Here is a 19,039-nt window from a genome sequence, read left to right on the forward strand (position 1 = left end):
ATGCGCTGTGGGCAAAGGCTTATGTCCCCATGCATTTTCGCCCGAATTCCGATAGAGCAGAATGAGCGAATCATAACTTCCGGTTTCCTTTTGCCGGGTTCTTGCACTAGAAGCGAACAATGACCTCCGCCAACCGGACTGACGACAAACTCGCAGAACTCAACCAGCCGAGCCTGTGGTCCGGCATCAATGCCTATCGATCCGATCCGCTGATCGTCGATCTGACGGCGGCGCTGCCGCGCGGCATCCGCGAGGATCTGGAAAACATGGGCCGCTACGTCACCTCGCCGGAGGCGCAGGAACTGGCGCGCATGGCAAACCAGGGCACGCCGCAGCTGCGCACCCACGGCCCGCGCGGCGAACGCCTCGACGTTGTCGAATTCCATCCCGCCTGGCACGCGCTGATGCGCCGCTCCATGTCGGTCGGCCTGCATTCCTCCGTTTGGGATCCGCAGGCCGATACCGAGGCCAAAGATGAGGCTCACAAGGTTCGCGCCGCGCGCTTCTATCTGATGGCGCAGCTGGAATCAGGCCATCTCTGCCCGCTGACGATGACGAGCGCATCGGTTGCCGCACTGTCGGCTTCGCCCGCGGTACAGAAGGACTGGGCCCCGAAGATCCTCTCGCGCAAATATGATTCGTCGAACAAGCCCGCCATGCAGAAGTCCGCCGTGACCATCGGCATGGGCATGACGGAAAAGCAAGGCGGCACGGACGTGCGCGCCAACCGGAGCGCGGCTGAGAAGGTCAGCGAAGGCATATACCGGCTGTCCGGCCACAAATGGTTCATGTCTGCTCCGATGAGCGACGCCTTCATCATGTTGGCGCAGACGAAGGAGGGCATGGGCTGCTTCCTGGTGCCCCGCCTTCTGGAGGATGGTTCGGCGAACGGCCTGCAGTTCCAGCGGCTGAAGGATAAGGTCGGCAATCGCTCCAACGCCTCTTCCGAGGTGGAATTCACCGACACGTTCGGCTTCCTGCTCGGCGGCCCGGATGCCGGCATCCGCACCATCCTCGACATGGTGACGCTGACACGGCTCGACTGCGCGCTGGCCTCGTCCGGCATCATGCGCGCTTCGCTCGCCGAGGCCGTACACCATACCCGCGGCCGCAGCGTTTTCGGCAAGATGCTCGTCAACCAGCCGATCATGACGCGCGTGCTCGCCGACATGGCGCTCGATGTCGCCGCCGCAACCGCGCTCTCCTTCCGTCTCGCCGATGCCTTCGACAAGGCGCGCGGCAATGCCGAGGAGGCAGCCTATGCCCGCGTCATGACGCCGGTCGCCAAATACTGGTGCTGCAAGATCGCGCCCGCGTTGATCTACGAGGCGATGGAATGCATCGGCGGCAACGGCTACATCGAGGAGCGCCCGATCGCCCGCCATTACCGCGAGGCGCCCGTCAACGCGATCTGGGAAGGTTCCGGCAACGTCATGGCGCTGGATGTGCTGCGTGTGCTCAACCGCGGCAAGGATCTGTTCGAGACGGTCTTTGCAGGCCTTGCCCGTGATCTCGGCCCCGCCGGCAAGAAGACGATCGACGTGCTGCGCGCCGCAATCGCGCTCTGCGAACAGGACGAGGGCGCCGCGCGCCTGCTCGTCGAGCAACTGGCACTTGCCGCCGGTGCCGCCGAACTCTATCGGTTGGGCGCTGGGCGCATTGCCGATGCCTTCATCGAGACGCGCCTTGCCGGCGGCTGGCGTTCCACCTACGGCATGCTCGATTCTCGCTTTGACGCCAGCTACATCGTCGACTTGCTTTACCCGCCGGCAGCCTGACCGCAGCCTTCTTTGTGCTGCCTAAGGGCTTTGCGCCGATGGCCGCCTCTCACCCTAACCCTTGCCCGGGTCGAGCTACAGATATCGACCCGTCCATCGGACCCCCGTAAACGGGGCGAGGGGACGTGCCTGCGAGAGGTGCGCGGGGAACGGAGAGGGGTGCGGCATGGTCCCTTCGCCCCGTTTACAGGGAGAAGTGGCAGCCGGATGAGGGGCTGGTCTCGGCGATCTCCCGGGTGGGTTGGCTGCGCTGACGCGCAATCCATACCGAACCGTCGAGAACGATTGTCCTTCAGGACTGGTCGCGACGGATCTCATTGAGATCGCTTTCCCAGCTATCCCCGAGAGAATCTGTGATCGCATTTTTCCGCCGATACTCTCGCCATAAACAAAAATCCGGCCGCGTCGCCACGGCCGGACTTTATTACTTACGTCCAAAAATCAGCGTTCAGAAGAAGCCACGGCGTTGCCACCAGCCGGCCTTCTTCGGCTTGCCGTCTTCGCTTTCGGCATTTTCGCTGCGAGTGGATTTTACCGTCGGCTCAGAGGAGGAGATGTTGGATTCGCGATTGGCGCGAACCGGCTTTGCCTCTTCCTGGACGGGCGTTTCGAGTTCGGCAGAGGCTTCGACCACCTCGGGCTCGGCTTCGACGGCGGGCGCCGCTTCCGCTACCGGTTCTTCAACCGGCGCTGCGGCAGGTTTGCGGCGGCCACGGCCACGGGCTGGCTTCGCATCCTCGGTGACGACGGCAGCACCTTCGACGGCGGCTCCTGCGGCCTGGCCTTCGCCAGTCTGCTCGGCAATCGCCTCGACGATTTCGACTTCGGCAGGAGCGACGTCATCCGAAGTGTCATCGCCTTCATCCTCGTCGCTGCCGTTGCTTTCGCCGGCTTCACCGGCCGTCAGTTCGGAGCCGTCCTCGGCGCGATTGCGGCGACCACCACGCTTGCCGCGACGGCGGCGCTTGCGGCGCTGCGATTCCTCGCTTTCGGCACGGGCTTCAGGCGTGACGGCGGCATTTTCATCGCCCTCGCTGCCTTCGTCCTCGCCGTCCTCTTCTTCGTCGCCGGCTTCGCCTGCAGCGGATGTCTGCTGCTCGGCATTGCCGTTGCGGCCGCGACGGCGCCTGCGGCGCTTGCGCTTGCGGTTGCCGTCAGCTTCGCCTTCCGAGCGCACTGTGGCGGCGCGTTCGGCAGCGGCAGGCTTTTCCTCGAGTTCCTCGTCTTCGTCCTCATCCGCCTCGATGACGATATCGTCGTCATCGTCCTCGGGAATGGCTGCGAAGTTGAAGAGGCTTTCGATCTTGACCGGATTTTCGACCGCCTCGCCGCGATCGATCGCGAAGTGCTGCGCACCGACCGAGCCGTCCGCATCGATGATGATCGCGACGCCGAAGCGAGCTTCGTAATCGACGATCGTCTGGCGCTTGTGGTTCAGCAGGTAGAGCGCGATATCGGGTGTCGTGCGCACGGTGATGTTGTGCGTCGTGTTCTTGAGCAGATATTCCTCGATGCCGCGCAGTACATGCAAGGCGACGGAAGACTGCGAACGGACATGGCCGGTGCCGCCGCAATGCGAGCAGACCTGGGTCGTCGATTCAAGAACCGAAGCGCGAATGCGCTGGCGCGACATTTCGAGCAGGCCGAAATGCGAGATCCGGCCGACCTGGATGCGGGCGCGGTCGTTCTTCAGGCATTCCTTCAGCTTCTTCTCGACGGCGCGGTTGTTGCGCTTCTCTTCCATGTCGATGAAGTCGATGACGATAAGGCCTGCAAGGTCGCGCAGGCGAAGCTGGCGGGCGATTTCTTCCGCGGCTTCGAGGTTCGTCTGGAGGGCAGTGTCCTCGATCGAGTGTTCGCGCGTCGAGCGGCCGGAGTTGACGTCGATCGAAACCAGCGCTTCCGTCTGGTTCATGATCAGGTAGCCGCCGGAACGCAGCGTTACCTGCGGCTGCAGCATCCGGTCGAGCTGGGCTTCGATGCCGGAGCGCGAGAAGATCGGGTGGATGTCGCGATAGGGCTGAACCACCTTGGCATGGCTCGGCATCAGCATCTTCATGAAGTCTTTCGCTTCACGATAGCCTTCTTCGCCGGCAACGATGATCTCGCCGATATCCTTGTTATAGAGATCGCGGATCGAGCGCTTGATCAGCGATCCTTCCTCATAAACGAGGCAGGGAGCGGTGGAAGCGAGCGTCAGCGTGCGGACATTCTCCCACAGACGCATCAGATATTCGAAATCGCGCTTGACTTCGACCTTGGTGCGGTTGGCGCCAGCGGTACGCAGGATCACGCCCATGCCCTGCGGCACTTCGAGCATGCGGGCGATTTCCTTCAGGCGCTTGCGGTCCTGCGGATTGGTGATCTTGCGGGAAATGCCCCCGCCACGCGCCGTATTCGGCATCAGAACCGAGTAGCGGCCTGCAAGCGAGAGATAGGTGGTGAGTGCGGCGCCCTTGTTGCCGCGTTCTTCCTTGGCGACCTGCACGAGCAGGATCTGGCGGCGCTTGATGACTTCCTGGATGCGGTACTGCTTGCGCGGCTTGCGTTGCACGCGGTCCGGCACCTCTTCCATCGCGTCTTCGGCGCCGACGGATTCGATGACTTCCTCTTCACCGTGATCGTCATCATCGTCGTCATCGTCATGGCGACGCTTGTTGGTGTCGATATCCTCGGAGATCGTGTCGGTTTCAACCACCGCAGCCATCGTGCCGCCGGTCGAACCGTCATCCTCGTTGTCTACGTTCGAAGCGCCTTCAGCTTCGACATCGGTGGGAACTGCATCCTCGGTCGGAGTCGTTTCGGCGACCTTCTTGCGGCTGCGGCGCGGCCTTGCCTTCTTGGCCGGCGCTTCCTCGGCAGATGCCGGGGCCTCGGTCGTTGCCGCAACTTCTTCAGTCGCCGCCGCGTCTGCTATGGCAGCCGGTTCCGGAGCCTCGGCCGGAACGATGCCGACATCCGGCTGGTCCTGGGTCGAAAGATCGACCATCGGCGCGGTTTCGACGTGTTCGACGTCCTCGTCGCGGCGATGCTCCTCGGCCTCGGCGCGAAGCAGCGCCTGGCGATCGGCGAGCGGGATCTGGTAATAGTCGGGATGGATTTCGGCAAAGGCCAGGAAGCCGTGCCGGTTGCCGCCGTAATCGACGAAAGCGGCCTGCAGCGAGGGCTCGACCCTCGTTACTTTTGCAAGATAGATGTTGCCGCGGATCTGCTTCTTGTGCTGCGACTCGAAGTCAAATTCTTCTATGCGGTTCCCGCGAACGACAACGACGCGCGTCTCTTCCTCGTGAGACGCATCGATAAGCATTTTGTCTGCCATGTAAGCTGAGCTCCTCGGCGAGGCCGCGAGAGCGCATTCCCGACTGCTGTTGAAACAGAAAGAATGCGGTCCACCGTGGCCGCGCCGGATAATGAAAGTCGCGCCTGACGCGAAGAGGAGAGCAGCAGCCAGACCGCAGCCGGAACCGTTTCGGTCCGGGGCCTGTACACTTCAGATAAAACCTGCTGCGAAACCATCAACAACCAAGCGTGATCGACAAATACGAAGACCCGTTTCGGGTCCGATGAGTTTGCTCCCTGAGAGCGTGGTGGCTGATCCACCAATGAAGTTCCGACAAAAGCCGGAAAATCAGGATCCAGTACTCGGGTTGAAGCGCATGAGACGGCGGACGATGACCGATGTGGCGCCAGGTCCTGATCTGGCTGGCAGCCTTGCGGCGACTCTATCCCGTCAGCACTTCTACCCTAAAATTCGTTGTATGTTTTCTCTGTCACAATAGCAAGGGAAAAGCCAAATGTGCCATAATATTGATGGATTTCGAAACGCATAGAAGCTGGGGATCAAGCGACTGCGAATCGGAAGGCGGCAAAGGTGTTTCGCTCCAGGGCGTCCGCTTCTGCCGTGGTGGGTCCATCGCGATATAAATAGGATGTGGCGGTTTATTGTTTAAGAGGGCTCGGATCGCGGCGAAATCCGCAACGCGGCGATCGACATTCGCAAGGCGGGTTGTGACAGCGGCTCTCGTTGCCGTTTGTCTCCTGCCTGTGGTTGCAGGTTCCGCCGAGACCAGGGATCCGCTGCTTGCCTATGGCGCGCGCATTATCGGCGATGATGCCAGAACGCGCATCGTCATCGATTTCGACCGGGAACCGCGTTTCTCCGTTCATTACATAGCCAATCCGGAACGCATCGTCGTCGATCTGCCGGCGACAGCCTTCGGGTTCCCGGCGAAGGATCTGGCTGCCCGCGGCCTCTTCAAGGACATCCGCTACGGCAAGATGGACGAGGAGAGCGCCCGCATCGTGCTGACGACCGCAAGGCCGGTAAAGCTGGCGCTCGCCAAGGTGCAGGCCGATGAGGCCGGCAAGGGCCATCGCCTCGTGCTCGAGGCCGAGATGATCGACAAGCAGGCGTTTGCCGAATTGGTCAAGACGCAATCCTGGAAGGATCAGGCCGAGGCGGCTCAGACGACGAGCGCCATTCCGGCGCCGGAAAAGACCGCTCCCGGCGATTTCGTCATCGCCGTCGACGCCGGTCACGGCGGCATCGATACCGGCGCGGTCGGCGTCGACACCAAGACTGAGGAAAAGCAGGTGACGCTCGCCTTCGCCAAGGCTTTGACCGATCGGCTGAACAAGGAGCCGGGTATCAAGGCCTTCCTGACGCGCGAGGATGACGAGTTCCTGTCGCTGTCGCAGCGCGTGCTGATTGCCCGCCAGAACCATGCCGGCCTGTTTATTTCATTGCACGCAGATACGCTGAAGCAGAAGGATATCCGCGGCTCGACCGTCTATACAATCTCTGACAAGGCCTCCGACAAACTTGCCGCCGACCTTGCCGAACGTGAAAACCTCTCCGACCAGATCGCCGGCAAGGAGACGGTCACCGAGCCGCCCGAGGTCGCCGATATCCTGCTCGACCTGACGCGGCGCGAGACGCAGGCCTTCTCGATCTCCCTCGCCGAGAGCGTGCTGAATTCCTTCAGGGATCAGGTCGGCACCATCAACAATCCGCACCGCCATGCCGGCTTTCGCGTGCTGCAGGCTCCTGATGTGCCGTCGATTCTTCTCGAACTCGGCTTCCTCTCGAATGCCGATGATGAGAAACTGCTGCTGGACGAGACTTGGCGCGGCAAGATCGCCGATCTCCTGACCGACGCCGTGAAGCGATACCGTTCCGGAGTCATGGCGAATGGCGGCTGATGCCTGCCGCCCGGAATTCCGAGCGGCTTTAGGACGGCGGTTTACCTGAAAAACAAACACTTAGGCGCGGCGCATGAATCAAATCCTGAGCAAGATGCTCCAGACTTGCGGCGGGAAGGGGCGTTGCTTGTATGTGACACTGCTGATGAAACGCTGATATCGTGGTGAATGCGGCGGGGAGGGCCCTATTTTCCTCACATTCGCGCCGTTACTCCGGCTTATGTTTCATAGCCTGAGGCGCGGAAACGGCTTGTGGCGGTAGCGCTCATGGAGTAAGCCGCGCGCAACGTGCAAATTGCCTTGATCTGTGCAATCGTTGCGTCCGCGCCGATTGAAGATCGAAGAGACCGGTAGCTGAAAATATGGTTAGACTTCTTGGATATTTCTTCGGAATGGCCTGCGTCCTGTTTCTGGTCGCGGCGGCGGGTATTGCCATCTATCTCGCCAATGTTGCGAAGGATCTTCCTGACTATGCCGTTCTGAACAGCTACGCGCCGCCGGTGACGACCCGCGTCCACGCTGGCAACGGCGCTCTGATGGCTGAATATGCCAAGGAAAAGCGCCTCTTTCTGCCGATCCAGGCCATTCCCGACCGTGTGAAGGCCGCTTTCCTTTCGGCCGAAGACAAGAATTTCTATAATCATCCGGGTGTCGATCTGACCGGCCTTGGCCGCGCAATCCTCGTCAACCTGCAGAATTTCGGCTCCGGCCGCCGCCCCGTCGGGGCTTCCACCATCACCCAGCAGGTGGCCAAGAACTTCCTTCTAAGCTCGGACCAGACGATCGACCGCAAGATCAAGGAAGCGATCCTCTCCTTCCGCATCGAGCAGGCCTACAGCAAGGACAAGATCCTCGAACTCTACCTGAACGAGATTTTCTTCGGCCTGAATTCCTATGGTATCGCCGGCGCGGCGCTCACCTATTTCAATAAGTCCGTTACGGAATTGACCGTCGCCGAGGCCGCCTATCTCGCTTCGCTGCCGAAAGGCCCGGCCAATTATCATCCCTTCCGCCATCCAGAAGCAGCGCTTGAGCGGCGCAACTGGGTGATCGACCGCATGGTCGAGAACGGCTATGTCAGCCAGAGCGACGGCGAAGAAGCCAAGAAGCAGCCGCTCGGCGTTACCGCCCGCACCACCGGTCCCTCGCTCTTCGCCTCGGATTATTTCGCCGAAGCCGTGCGCCGCCAGCTGATCGACCAATATGGCGAGAAGGTCCTCTACGAGGGCGGCCTTTCCGTGCGCACCTCGCTCGATCCACAGCTGCAGCTCGCCGCCCGCAAGGCACTGCAGGATGGTCTGGTGACCTATGACGAGCGCCGCGGTTTCCACGGCCCGATCAAGCAGATCGATGCAAGCGGCGATTGGGGCAAGGCGCTTGCCGATATTCCCGCACTGTCCGACGTGCCGGAATGGCGGCTCGCCGTCGTGCTCGCCGTGTCCGACAGCAATGTCGACATCGGCCTGCAGCCGGCCAAGGATGGCAGCGGCAAGGTCGCGGCCGACCGCCAGCGCGGCACGATCGATGCCAAGAACATGCAGTGGGCCTTCCGTTCGGCCGACGGCGCCCGCAAGACTGCGAAATCGCCGGCCGGCGTCGTGGCCCCTGGCGACGTCGTCTATGTCGCAAAGCTCGGCGACGACGCGTCGACGTCCTACCGCCTGCAGCAGCCGCCGAAGGTGCAGGGTGGCCTGGTCGCCATGGACCCGAAGACCGGCCGTGTGCTCGCCATGGTCGGCGGCTTTTCCTATTCCCAGTCGGAGTTCAACCGCGCCACCCAGGCGATGCGCCAGCCGGGCTCCTCGTTCAAGCCCTTCGTCTATGCCGCGGCAATGGACAATGGTTATACGCCGGCCTCCGTCATCATGGATGCGCCGATCGAGATCGTCTCGGGCGGCCAGGTCTGGAAGCCGGAAAACTACGGCGGCGAAGTCGGCGGGCCCTCGACGCTGCGCTCGGGCATCGAGCATTCGCGCAACCTGATGACGGTGCGCCTCGCCAACGATCTCGGCATGAACATCGTCGCCGAATATGCCGAGCGCTTCGGCATCTACGATCACATGCTGCCGGTTCTCTCCATGTCGCTGGGCGCCGGTGATACGACAGTGCTGCGCATGGTGTCGGCCTATTCGGTCATCGCCAATGGCGGCAAGCAGATCAAGCCGACACTGATCGACCGCATCCAGGACCGCTACGGCAAAACGATCTTCAAGCATGAGGAGCGTCTCTGCGAGGGCTGCAATGCCGGTGACTGGCAGAATCAGGAAGAGCCGAACGTCGTAGACAATCGCGAAACCGTTCTCGATCCGATGACCGCCTATCAGATCACCTCGATGATGCAGGGCGTCATCCAGCGCGGCACCGCCGCCGGCAAGGTCGATCTCGGCGGCCGGGACGTCGCCGGCAAGACCGGCACCACCAACGACGAGAAGGATGCCTGGTTCGTAGGCTTCACGCCGGATCTGGTTGCCGGCCTCTATATGGGCTTCGATACGCCGGCCCCACTCGGCCGCGGCGGTACCGGCGGTGTTCTCTCCGCTCCGATCTTCAACGAATTCATGCAGGCCGCCGTCAAGGACATGCCGGAATCGAAGTTCGTCATTCCATCAGGCATGAATCTGATCCCGATCGACCGCAAGACCGGCATGGCCGCCGCGGACGGCGATCCGAACACCATTGTCGAGGCTTTCAAGCCCGGCACCGGCCCGGCCGACAGCTTCTCCGTCATCGGCATGGACAGCACCATGGCGCCGGAGGAAATCCTGAAGACCTCGCCGCAGGCCAACCAGGCCGTCCAGACCGGCACCCCGGGCCTCTTCTGAGCATTGCCCTAATTTTCGGACGCGCGCCGCGGCTCTTTACTTCAGCGGCGGGCGTCTCTATGTCACCAGCACTTGAAGAAGACCGTTACAGAGAAGCAGGAAAATGCGAGCGGAAATCGAAAACGTGGTCGATGAAACCAAGCAGGCTATCACCCTGCTGAGGAGGCATCTTTGACTGGGACCAGGCGATAAGACGACTGGACTGGTTGAACAACAAGGCGGAGGATCCGAACCTCTGGAACGACGCCGCCGAGGCGCAGAAGCTGATGCGCGAGCGCCAGCAGCTCGATGATGGCATCAGCGGCGTCAAGCAGCTTGAACAGCAGCTGAACGACAATGTCGAGCTGATCGAGCTCGGCGAGGAAGAGGGCGACGATGGCGTCGTTAGGGAAGCCGAGGATACGCTGAAGGCCCTGAAGGCCGAAGCCGCGCGCCGCCAGGTGGAGGCGATGCTCTCCGGCGAGGCCGACGGCAACGACACCTATCTCGAAGTCCATTCCGGCGCCGGCGGCACCGAAAGCCAGGACTGGGCAAACATGCTTCTGCGCATGTACACCCGCTGGGCCGAGCGTCAGCGTTTCAAGGTCGAGCTTCTCGAAGTCCACGACGGCGAAGAAGCGGGCATCAAATCCGCGACCCTGCTCGTCAAGGGCCACAATGCCTATGGCTGGCTGAAGACGGAATCGGGCGTGCACCGGCTGGTGCGCATCTCGCCTTACGATAGCAACGCTCGTCGCCACACCTCCTTCTCGTCGATCTGGGTCTATCCCGTTGTCGACGACTCGATCCAGATCGAGATCAATGAGAGCGACTGCCGCATCGATACCTACCGCTCGTCGGGCGCCGGCGGCCAGCACGTCAACACGACAGACTCGGCCGTGCGCATCACGCACATCCCGACCGGCATCGTCGTGCAGTGCCAGCAGGAGCGTTCGCAGCACAAGAACCGCGCCAAGGCCTGGGACATGTTGCGCGCCCGCATGTACGAAGCGGAACTGAAGAAGCGTGAGGACGCCGCCAACGCCGAAGCCGCGTCGAAGACGGATATCGGCTGGGGCCACCAGATCCGCTCCTACGTGCTGCAGCCCTATCAGCTGGTCAAGGACCTGCGCACCGGTGTTGCCAGCACCGCGCCGGACGATGTGCTCGATGGCGAGCTGAACGAGTTCATGGAAGCAGCACTTGCCCACCGAATCAGCGGCGCCGCCGATGCGGTCGTCGATGACGTCGACTGACCGGTAAAAGCGGGATCGAGACAAAAAGGCCCCGGCAACGGGGCTTTTCTTTTGCTCAGGCCATCGCGCCGATGCCGATGTTTTGAAACAGCGCTGCCGACAGGTCGGCAATCTCTTCGTGAATGGCAGCGCGCTCGATGCCGGCAGGATCGGTAAAGAGCTCCGCCGCAAAGGCAAGGCCGAGCCCGGTACCCTCCGGCAGAAAGACATAGTGCCCGAGGCCGCCGCCGAAGATTTTAAGAGCGCTGTGTTTCAGCCGCGTATGCAGCCATGACGAACATTCTTCGGCCGGCGCCGCCCTGTCGGCATCGCCGACCAGGATTAGGCTGGGCGAATCGACCGCTTTCAGGCTTTCTTCGCTGAAACCGAGAATGGACCGACCCGGCGCGCAGACGAGCGCAGCCTTGATCCTCTCGTCTCGATAGGATCTCGACATGCGGGACCATGAATCGCAAAACACGGCGCTGGTGCGAAGCAGTGTCGGAATGTGATCGGCAAGATCGGGAAATTCCCGCGGTCCGCGCGGGCCATCCGGCTTCAGCCTTGACGGCTCGAACTGCGAGAACTGGGCGATGGCGCCGAGCAGCAGCATCACGCTATAGGCGCCGGCCGAAAATCCTGCGGCAAACACACGCGATAGATCGATATGGCCTGAAAGATCGCCCAGCCAGTCGCTGGAGTGATCGAGCATGTGGCTGAGGTCAGGCGCTCGCTCCCAAAGGCAGGCGAAGCCTTCGGCGCGATAGGGCTCGCTACCGGTATTGCCGTGATGGCTGACGCCGAGTGCTGCAAATCCGCGATGGACCAGGCGTCGCGCCAGCCACTCCAGCCCGGCGGCGGATCCGCCGGTTCCATGCGAGAGAAGAACAAGGGGGGAGGGGCTGGCTCCAGGCGTGATGGGCGCATTCCGGGCGACGGCCGCCTTCTGGAACCAGCTTCTTTCCGGCGTGTCGATTTCCAACGCCTCTTCGGCTGCGGGATACCACAGAGACCAGCTGATGGGTCTCGGGCCGTCGGCGTCCCAGTTCGGCCTTTTATCGTCGTAGAGGATGCCGTCGCGAAAGCCGAGTTTCATCTCCCGGATGCCTCTCCGAACGGTTCCTCGTCTTTCAATTGGTCGCCTTCTCGACGGTAATATCGCCGAATTCGTCGATCAGCACGGTCCAGCCGTCCGGCTCTGCCGCGGGATCGGTCTTGAGATAGACGGTGGCGAAGAGCCCCGGTTCCTTGATGATGCCGTTCGAGTTCTCGGGGCGTATGTCGGTGACGTAAGGCTTCAGGTCGCTGAACTCCTGCAACTCGATGGTCGAGACGATCGCTGGATCGGTCGCGGTCTGGGCAATCTGCTGCAGATAGATCTTCGATGTCCTGTCCTCCTGCCGGACGGCGAAGAGCTTGTAATAGCCGTGGCGCTGCACGGCTTTTCTCTCAGGATTGGCAACGGCCTCGGCGCCGGTGGGCGCTCGCTCGACTGCAGGCGAGTTGCCGTCGTCTTCCCAATAGCCGGTGCTGGTCGCAAAAATCACTGGTGCCGGCAGGATGGCATCCTGCGCAGGGGCAACCACGGCCGACCATCCCAGAAGGAGAACCGTTGTCATCAATAGCTGTCGCATTGCCATCGTCTCAATCCTTGAACTGCTCGGCGAGAATACGGTCGGACCACGAGCGGTCGGGATCGGAAAGGATACGCGCCGTCATATGCTCGGATTGGGCGATGCGGACATGCAGCACCGACTTGACCTCGGTATTGTCGGCCACCGCATTCACAGGGCGCTTTATCGGCTCAAGAACATCGATATCGACGGTCACCCTGTTCGGAAGAAGCGCTCCCCTCCAGCGCCGCGGCCTGAAAGCGCTGACCGGTGTCATGGCGAGCAACGGTGCCTCAAGCGGCAGGATCGGTCCATGGGCCGAGAGATTATAGGCGGTCGACCCGGCGGGGGTCGCCACCATCAGCCCGTCGCAGATCAGTTCTTCCAGGCGCACGCGCCCATCCACCAGGACCCTCAGATTGGCTGCCTGGTAGGACTGGCGGAACAGATAGACCTCGTTGATGGCGAGCGCGGTGGTGTTGGTGCCGTCGGCATTGGCCGTCGTCATCTTCAACGGCCGGAAGGCGTTTTCGACGGCAGAGCAGATGCGCTCCTGGAGCCGGTCGGTGCGATAATCATTCATCAGGAACCCAACGGAACCGCGGTTCATGCCGTAGACCAGCTTGCCCGAGTTCATGGTGCTGTGCAGCGTCTGCAGCATGAAGCCGTCGCCGCCGAGCGCGACGATGACGTCGGCTTCCTCCGCCGGCACGTCGCCATAGATACGAATCAACTCTTCGCGTGCTGCGAGCGCCTCCATCGTCGGCGAGGCGAGAAAGGAAAGCGTCTGGAATGAACGGCCCATGCAATGCCCTTTGTGAAGCTGCTCTAGCTAAAGGATAAAGGGCTGGTGCGACAAGGACTTTCGCATTGTCAGGCTTTGTGTCGATGCCGATCGTCAGCCACAGCAGGTCAAGCGGGCGGCCGACAGCTGCCGCTTGGCAGGTTGCGGTCGCCCCGGGATGGATTTTTCTTTACAGAATCGCAGAATCTGTTAGTTGGGCAGCTATTGCCCTTGTAGCTCAGTTGGTAGAGCACCTGATTTGTAATCAGGGGGTCGCGGGTTCGAACCCTGCCGGGGGCACCATCCTCATTGCGCGATTCACCTGTTCTCTTGATGAACATCACCTGAAGCACTGCTTCAGCAGCAATTCAGCCGCGGCGATGCATCTGATCCTCATCATCAAAGAGGAAACTGCCATGAAGATCGCGCATATTATTCTCACCGCTGCTATTTCCGCGGGCGCGGCTTTCGCGTCCATTCCGTCCGCTAACGCTATGCCCGCCAACCGGCCGGCAGTGTCCGCGCAGGGCGATGTCGTCCAAATTCATGACAGCTGGCGGCGTGATCGCTGGGGTGATGATCGCGACTGGCGGGGCGACCGGGATTGGCGTGACGATCGCGATTGGCGCCCATCCGAGTGGCGCCCATCCGAGTGGCGCTATGAGCGTCGTCACTGGCGGCCGTGGCGTGCCGAAGGTTGGCGGGAGCGCCGTGAATGGCGTTATGACGATAGAGACATGCCCCGGTTCTATCACGGCTGAGGATAGATTGTCCGGAACGCCGGCCGCCATTGCCAGCTCAATGCGTGACAGGTTCGTTGACGCTCGCTTCGATCCTGTCGCCATTGCCGGTCTGGCCGGCGCCGGAAGGCGACATCATCGCTATGCTGAGCACCGAGGCGACCATGAAGGCGACGACGGCAATCATAATGCGCATGAGCGTTCAATCCTCGTTCGGTTACGGAATTAACGCATGATCGCGGTCCTCGTTCCTGCCTGATCTATTGCACCGTTCCCGGCGTTGCCGGGCCGGGCGCCATGGGCGACAGGGGATCGGGCTGGTGGACAGGGTGTGATGTGTCCACCCATATGATGCTGAGGATGATCCCAACGAAGACCGCGATGAAGAGGACACCGAAAATCAGTGGTCGAATGGCCATGGGGCGGATGTTCCTCCTTACCTCTGATCGATTGCTGCAATCGGTCGTCGTCCGATCATAGTACGCAGGAGCATCTTTCCAAGGTAAAAATGGATCCATCGCGACATCGGCCAGGCATTGCACGATCGCTGCCGCCACCGTTTTCCATCTGTCACACCGGTTCAAACCGTGTCAGAAATACCGGAAACATCGGGGAGACGGGGAATATGATGAAGCGGGCGGTCACGACATCGGTCATCGTCGCGGCATTCATTTCCTTTGCCGGCGCATCGGAAAACGCGGCCACATTCGACAGGCCTGTGAAAGTTGACGTCGTGATGCTTCCCAGGGATGAACTCAATCCCGATGCGAAGCCGAAAATCACCTGCAGCCGTTATCCCACCTTCGCCGTCAAGGAGATCGACCTCGGCGAGGTCGGCGCCGAAAAGCTGGCGCTGCTTGCGGCTGACGCGCCTTGTGAGCGCGCCGGCGAGCGCGAGCGGGTGATCGAGGATGACACCGCCGGATATGTCATGGGCGTCAACGGCGGTTTCGTCTTCTTCCGCGCGGCAGATGGATGGAACGGCGGGTTGCCGTTCGTCGTCTATGACGCTGCGACGGGCGAGCGGCTGCTCAATGATTCCCTTGAGGGTGACGGTTTTGCCGCGATCACCAGGGGGAAGGGGGAATTGACCCTCGATTTCCGCCGCGTCTACTCAGCTTCCTGCTCGCTCTATCTGGAAGGCGCTGCATGCGGGAAGGCGATTGCCGCCGACACAGGTCTGTCGCCGAAGCGATTGCCGGATTGTGCCGCCGCCTACAAGGCGGAGATGAAGCGCAGCCCTGAAAACGCCAGGGAAATCGAAAAACTACCGAGCGTGATCGTCTATCCGATCGAGCTGGCTTATGCGGCGGGCGATACGGCGCGCAGGCCGATGGACGGAGCGACCATCTGCCGGACGCCGAGCTGATCGAGATTTACTGGCGCACCAGCGAAAGCGGCTTGCCGCCTTCCTCTTTCGATTTGTCGAAATTTCCGTCGGTACGCATGTCGAAGGCAAGTGACGAACCATCGTGGCCCATCAGCGTGATGCCGAACCCCTCGATATGCCAGAGCGCGAGCTTGAGCTTGGCGATATTGGCAGCGCAGTCACCGGAAAGTGACAATGGCGCATTGCCGTCCGCCTCGGCATTGCCCTTGAGCGTCACGCTGCAGAGCCTTTCGCCGCCCGGTCTCTGCATCGTCCATGTCCCGGCAAGGCCGCGGAAGGTCGGCAGGTGGTCGATGCCGTCGGGTGCTGCGACCAGCAGGAGCGGCACGCCGTCTTCCGTCTTCATCGGTGAGCCCTCGTTCTCGACGAAGCGCGCGAGCACCTTGCGCGTCGGATCGATCAGGATGACGCCGCCATTCCCGTCGAAATTCCAGGCGGCTGCTTCGGCGAGCGCCGGCAGCGGCTTGGCGCAGGAATCCTGGCCGGAAAGCGAATAGCCGCCGATCGCCATATCGGTCTCGAGTGTCATCCGGCATCCGGCTCTGCCGTCATCGGGAGCGATGAGATAGGTTCCGGCCTGCGCTTTGAGAATATCGGGATCGATATCCTGCCCATGCGCCAGACCACAGACAAGCAGCGTCGCCGCTGCCGAAGCCGCGAGCCTGAGAACGAAACGGATCATGACAATTCCCCCTTTGTCGCGGCCCGCCTGCGGGCCGGTCTATGCCTTCAGATAGAGCCGCGCCGCATAAAGCGCGATCGCCGCCGCATTCGAGACGTTCAGCGATTTGATCGCGCCTGGCATGTCGAGGCGGGCGAGTGCGTTCACAGTCTCGCGGGTCTTCTGCCGCAGCCCCTTGCCCTCGGAGCCGAGCACCAGCGCCACCTTCTCACCGGAGAAGGTGCCTTCAAGCGGCGCGGGCCCTTCCGAATCGAGGCCGATGGTGGAGAAGCCGAGCTTGTGCAATTCACCGAGCGCATCGGCGAGATTGGTGATCTGTATATAAGGTATCAGTTCCAGCGCGCCGGAGGCCGATTTGGCAAGCACGCCTGACTCGGTCGGGCTATGTCTCTGAGTGGTGATGACCGCGCCTGCATTGAAGGCGACGGCCGAGCGCATGATCGCGCCGACATTATGAGGGTCGGTGACCTGGTCGAGAACGAGCAGGAGAGGGCTGTCCTTCAGCGCTTCGAGCCGGCGCACCGGCAGCGGCCGTGTTTCCAGCATCACGCCTTGATGGATCGCCTCGGGGCCGAGCACCTTGTCGATCTCCTGTGGCGAGACGGTCTCGACGGGAATGCCGAGTGTCTCGACATCGATTTCGAGACGGGCGAGCGCGTTCTGCGTCACGAACAGCTTGATCTTCTTGCGCTCGGGATTGTCGAGAGCGGCGCGCACCGTATGCAGGCCATACAGATGCACCTGGTCGGGGGCGAGCGCCGGCGGTTTCCAGTCCTCGCCGCCGCGCCTGCGCTTCTGCGGCTGGGGCGTTGGGATATCGCCGCGCTCGCGCTTGGCGTCACGGTGGGCCCGCCGCAGATTGGCGTAGTGGGTATCCTTGGCGGATGGGTCGGTCGCGGTCTTGCCGCCGGATTTCTTGTCTTTGCTCATGCGGCTTTATATCCAGGGCGCTCGTCGTCGCATAGGCCCTCTTTCATGTGCCGGCTTTCGGCGACGAATGAAATTTTTCGTGTTTTTTCCGTTGTCATCGTGTTGACAGACTGAAATGCTCCGGTCATATACGCGGCGCAGACGACGGGCGGCAACGCTTCGAAGTCTGCCAAACTTGGTCTTCAAGATCCGGACGAAAACTGGAGAGATGCCCGAGTGGTTAAAGGGGACGGACTGTAAATCCGTTGGCTCAGCCTACGTTGGTTCAAATCCAACTCTCTCCACCATTCGTCATCGGATCTGACCATCCCGCGGGTATAGCTCAATGGTAGAGCAGCAGCCTTCCAAGCTGAATACGCGGGTTCGATTCCCGCTACCCGCTCCAATTTCCTGCATCAAATAGTCCATGTGATCGCTGCGGCGATGATCCGCAGATATCTCCGTTTTCTCCAGGATTTCAGGGATTTTTGAGGAGGCTTCGGCGAATCGCCTTGCAGGCGGCGAATTGTCTCCCATATGCGCTGTCACGCCAAGAATGGCGTCTGCAATTAAGTCTTGCGCAATTTCGCTGAAAGCCTTAAACGGCGGCACTAAACCGGTTCGCCGGGGCCACCATTTCGTTCACAGGAAGCATTCAAATGGCAAAGAGTAAGTTTGAGCGCAACAAGCCGCACGTCAACATTGGCACGATCGGCCACGTTGACCACGGCAAGACGTCTCTGACGGCAGCGATCACGAAGTACTTCGGTGAGTTCAAGGCGTACGACCAGATCGACGCTGCACCGGAAGAAAAGGCACGCGGCATCACCATTTCGACGGCTCACGTCGAATACGAGACGCCTGCCCGCCACTACGCGCACGTCGACTGCCCCGGCCATGCCGACTACGTGAAGAACATGATCACCGGTGCCGCGCAGATGGACGGCGCGATCCTGGTGTGCTCGGCTGCTGACGGCCCGATGCCGCAGACGCGCGAACACATCCTTCTCGCCCGCCAGGTCGGCGTTCCGGCGATCGTTGTGTTCCTGAACAAGGTCGACCAGGTTGACGACGCCGAGCTTCTCGAACTGGTCGAGCTCGAAGTTCGCGAACTGCTGTCGTCCTACGACTTCCCGGGCGACGACATCCCGGTTGTCAAGGGTTCGGCTCTTGCTGCTCTCGAAGACTCTGACAAGAAGATCGGCGAAGACGCGATCCGCGAGCTGATGGCTGCTGTCGACGCTTACATCCCGACGCCTGAGCGTCCGATCGACCAGCCGTTCCTGATGCCGATCGAAGACGTGTTCTCGATCTCGGGCCGCGGCACTGTCGTGACCGGCCGCGTCGAGCGTGGCATTGTCAAGGTTGGTGAAGAAGTCGAGATCGTCGGCATCCGTCCGACCTCGAAGACGACGGTGACCGGCGTTGAAATGTTCCGCAAGCTGCTCGATCAGGGCCAGGCTGGCGACAACATCGGCGCTCTGGTTCGCGGTGTGAACCGTGACGGCGTCGAGCGTGGCCAGATCCTGTGCAAGCCCGGCTCTGTCAAGCCGCACAAGAAGTTCATGGCTGAAGCCTACATCCTGACGAAGGAAGAGGGCGGCCGTCATACGCCGTTCTTCACGAACTACCGTCCGCAGTTCTACTTCCGCACGACCGACGTGACGGGCATCGTGACGCTGCCGGAAGGCACGGAGATGGTCATGCCGGGCGACAACGTCACGGTTGCTGTCGAGCTGATCGTTCCGATCGCGATGGAAGAAAAGCTGCGCTTCGCTATCCGCGAAGGCGGCCGCACCGTCGGCGCCGGTATCGTTGCGAGCATCGTCGAGTAACTTTCGAGTTATCCGCAATTATGAAGACCCCGCTGGAAACAGCGGGGTTTTTCATTTTCGTGGCTTCCGG

At 61.5% G+C, this 19,039-nt stretch carries 16 protein-coding genes and 3 tRNA genes; 10 read left to right on the plus strand and 9 right to left on the minus strand.

Annotated features, from left to right (window positions below; translation table 11 throughout):
• Positions 1–119 precede the first annotated feature (119 nt).
• The gene (locus EFB14_RS26085; RefSeq protein WP_126829449.1) at positions 120–1,778 is read left to right on the plus strand and encodes an acyl-CoA dehydrogenase family protein; all 1,659 of its coding nucleotides are present in this window, start codon (positions 120–122) and stop codon (positions 1,776–1,778) included.
• 448 nt (positions 1,779–2,226) lie between these two features.
• Here EFB14_RS26085 and EFB14_RS26090 read toward each other — a convergent pair whose 3' ends face one another.
• Positions 2,227–5,097, minus strand: a complete 2,871-nt coding sequence (locus tag EFB14_RS26090; protein WP_126829450.1) for an Rne/Rng family ribonuclease — start codon at positions 5,095–5,097, stop codon at positions 2,227–2,229.
• Between the two features lie 623 nt (positions 5,098–5,720).
• On the opposite strand from EFB14_RS26090, the gene EFB14_RS26095 reads away from it, so the two are divergent.
• From EFB14_RS26095 to prfB, 3 genes are all read left to right on the plus strand, one after another.
• Positions 5,721–6,980, plus strand: a complete 1,260-nt coding sequence (locus EFB14_RS26095; protein WP_126829451.1) for an N-acetylmuramoyl-L-alanine amidase — start codon at positions 5,721–5,723, stop codon at positions 6,978–6,980.
• A gap of 362 nt (positions 6,981–7,342) precedes the next feature.
• A complete protein-coding gene (locus EFB14_RS26100; RefSeq protein ID WP_126829452.1) occupies positions 7,343–9,802 on the plus strand; it encodes a penicillin-binding protein 1A in 2,460 nt (819 codons plus the stop codon).
• 103 nt (positions 9,803–9,905) lie between these two features.
• A protein-coding gene (gene prfB / locus EFB14_RS26105; protein WP_126829453.1) for a peptide chain release factor 2 occupies positions 9,906–11,037 on the plus strand; the annotation gives its coding sequence in 2 pieces (ribosomal slippage) (positions 9,906–9,974 and positions 9,976–11,037; 1,131 coding nt in all).
• 55 nt (positions 11,038–11,092) lie between these two features.
• On the opposite strand, the gene EFB14_RS26110 is transcribed toward prfB, so the two are convergent.
• From EFB14_RS26110 to EFB14_RS26120, 3 genes are read right to left on the minus strand one after another with little or no spacing between them, the layout of a single operon-like run.
• Positions 11,093–12,112: an alpha/beta hydrolase family protein gene (locus tag EFB14_RS26110; protein WP_126829454.1), complete on the minus strand. Its 1,020-nt coding sequence runs from the start codon at positions 12,110–12,112 to the stop codon at positions 11,093–11,095.
• 34 nt (positions 12,113–12,146) lie between these two features.
• Complete coding sequence (locus EFB14_RS26115; protein ID WP_126829455.1) at positions 12,147–12,656, minus strand: hypothetical protein; 510 nt, start codon at positions 12,654–12,656, stop codon at positions 12,147–12,149.
• Positions 12,657–12,660: 4 nt separating this feature from the next.
• Positions 12,661–13,434 (minus strand): NAD kinase, encoded by a 774-nt coding sequence (locus EFB14_RS26120; RefSeq protein ID WP_126829456.1) that lies wholly within the window; start codon positions 13,432–13,434, stop codon positions 12,661–12,663.
• 206 nt (positions 13,435–13,640) lie between these two features.
• Here EFB14_RS26120 and EFB14_RS26125 point away from each other — a divergent pair.
• Both EFB14_RS26125 and EFB14_RS26130 read left to right on the plus strand, forming a co-directional pair.
• A tRNA-Thr gene (locus tag EFB14_RS26125) sits at positions 13,641–13,716 on the plus strand.
• Positions 13,717–13,829: 113 nt separating this feature from the next.
• Complete coding sequence (locus tag EFB14_RS26130) at positions 13,830–14,174, plus strand: hypothetical protein (RefSeq protein ID WP_126829457.1); 345 nt, start codon at positions 13,830–13,832, stop codon at positions 14,172–14,174.
• A gap of 37 nt (positions 14,175–14,211) precedes the next feature.
• On the opposite strand, the gene EFB14_RS33045 is transcribed toward EFB14_RS26130, so the two are convergent.
• Positions 14,212–14,349, minus strand: a complete 138-nt coding sequence (locus tag EFB14_RS33045; RefSeq protein WP_003547501.1) for a hypothetical protein — start codon at positions 14,347–14,349, stop codon at positions 14,212–14,214.
• Between the two features lie 64 nt (positions 14,350–14,413).
• A complete protein-coding gene (locus tag EFB14_RS33050) occupies positions 14,414–14,572 on the minus strand; it encodes a hypothetical protein (protein ID WP_164737585.1) in 159 nt (52 codons plus the stop codon).
• Positions 14,573–14,778: 206 nt separating this feature from the next.
• On the opposite strand from EFB14_RS33050, the gene EFB14_RS26135 reads away from it, so the two are divergent.
• Positions 14,779–15,522 carry a hypothetical protein gene (locus EFB14_RS26135; protein WP_245438309.1) on the plus strand — a complete coding sequence of 248 codons (744 nt, stop codon included), beginning with the start codon at positions 14,779–14,781 and terminating at the stop codon, positions 15,520–15,522.
• A gap of 7 nt (positions 15,523–15,529) precedes the next feature.
• On the opposite strand, the gene EFB14_RS26140 is transcribed toward EFB14_RS26135, so the two are convergent.
• From EFB14_RS26140 to EFB14_RS33055, 3 genes are read right to left on the minus strand one after another with little or no spacing between them, the layout of a single operon-like run.
• A complete protein-coding gene (locus tag EFB14_RS26140) occupies positions 15,530–16,225 on the minus strand; it encodes an AprI/Inh family metalloprotease inhibitor (protein WP_126829458.1) in 696 nt (231 codons plus the stop codon).
• Between the two features lie 39 nt (positions 16,226–16,264).
• On the minus strand, positions 16,265–17,155 hold the full coding sequence (rlmB, locus tag EFB14_RS26145) for a 23S rRNA (guanosine(2251)-2'-O)-methyltransferase RlmB (RefSeq protein WP_126829459.1): 891 nt from the start codon (positions 17,153–17,155) through the stop codon (positions 16,265–16,267).
• A complete protein-coding gene (locus EFB14_RS33055) occupies positions 17,152–17,328 on the minus strand; it encodes a hypothetical protein (RefSeq protein WP_164737586.1) in 177 nt (58 codons plus the stop codon). The genes rlmB and EFB14_RS33055 overlap by 4 nt, the downstream gene beginning before the upstream one ends.
• Before the next feature lie 29 nt (positions 17,329–17,357).
• On the opposite strand from EFB14_RS33055, the gene EFB14_RS26150 reads away from it, so the two are divergent.
• From EFB14_RS26150 to tuf, 3 genes are all read left to right on the plus strand, one after another.
• Positions 17,358–17,442: transfer RNA gene (locus tag EFB14_RS26150), tRNA-Tyr, on the plus strand.
• A gap of 24 nt (positions 17,443–17,466) precedes the next feature.
• A tRNA-Gly gene (locus tag EFB14_RS26155) sits at positions 17,467–17,540 on the plus strand.
• A gap of 253 nt (positions 17,541–17,793) precedes the next feature.
• Positions 17,794–18,969, plus strand: coding sequence for an elongation factor Tu (gene tuf, locus EFB14_RS26160; protein WP_092844923.1), 1,176 nt, complete (start codon positions 17,794–17,796; stop codon positions 18,967–18,969).
• Positions 18,970–19,039: the final 70 nt, after the last annotated feature.

The sequence above is a fragment of the Rhizobium fabae genome, assembly GCF_003985135.1.
GTDB classification, from domain to species: Bacteria; Pseudomonadota; Alphaproteobacteria; order Rhizobiales; family Rhizobiaceae; genus Rhizobium; species Rhizobium pisi.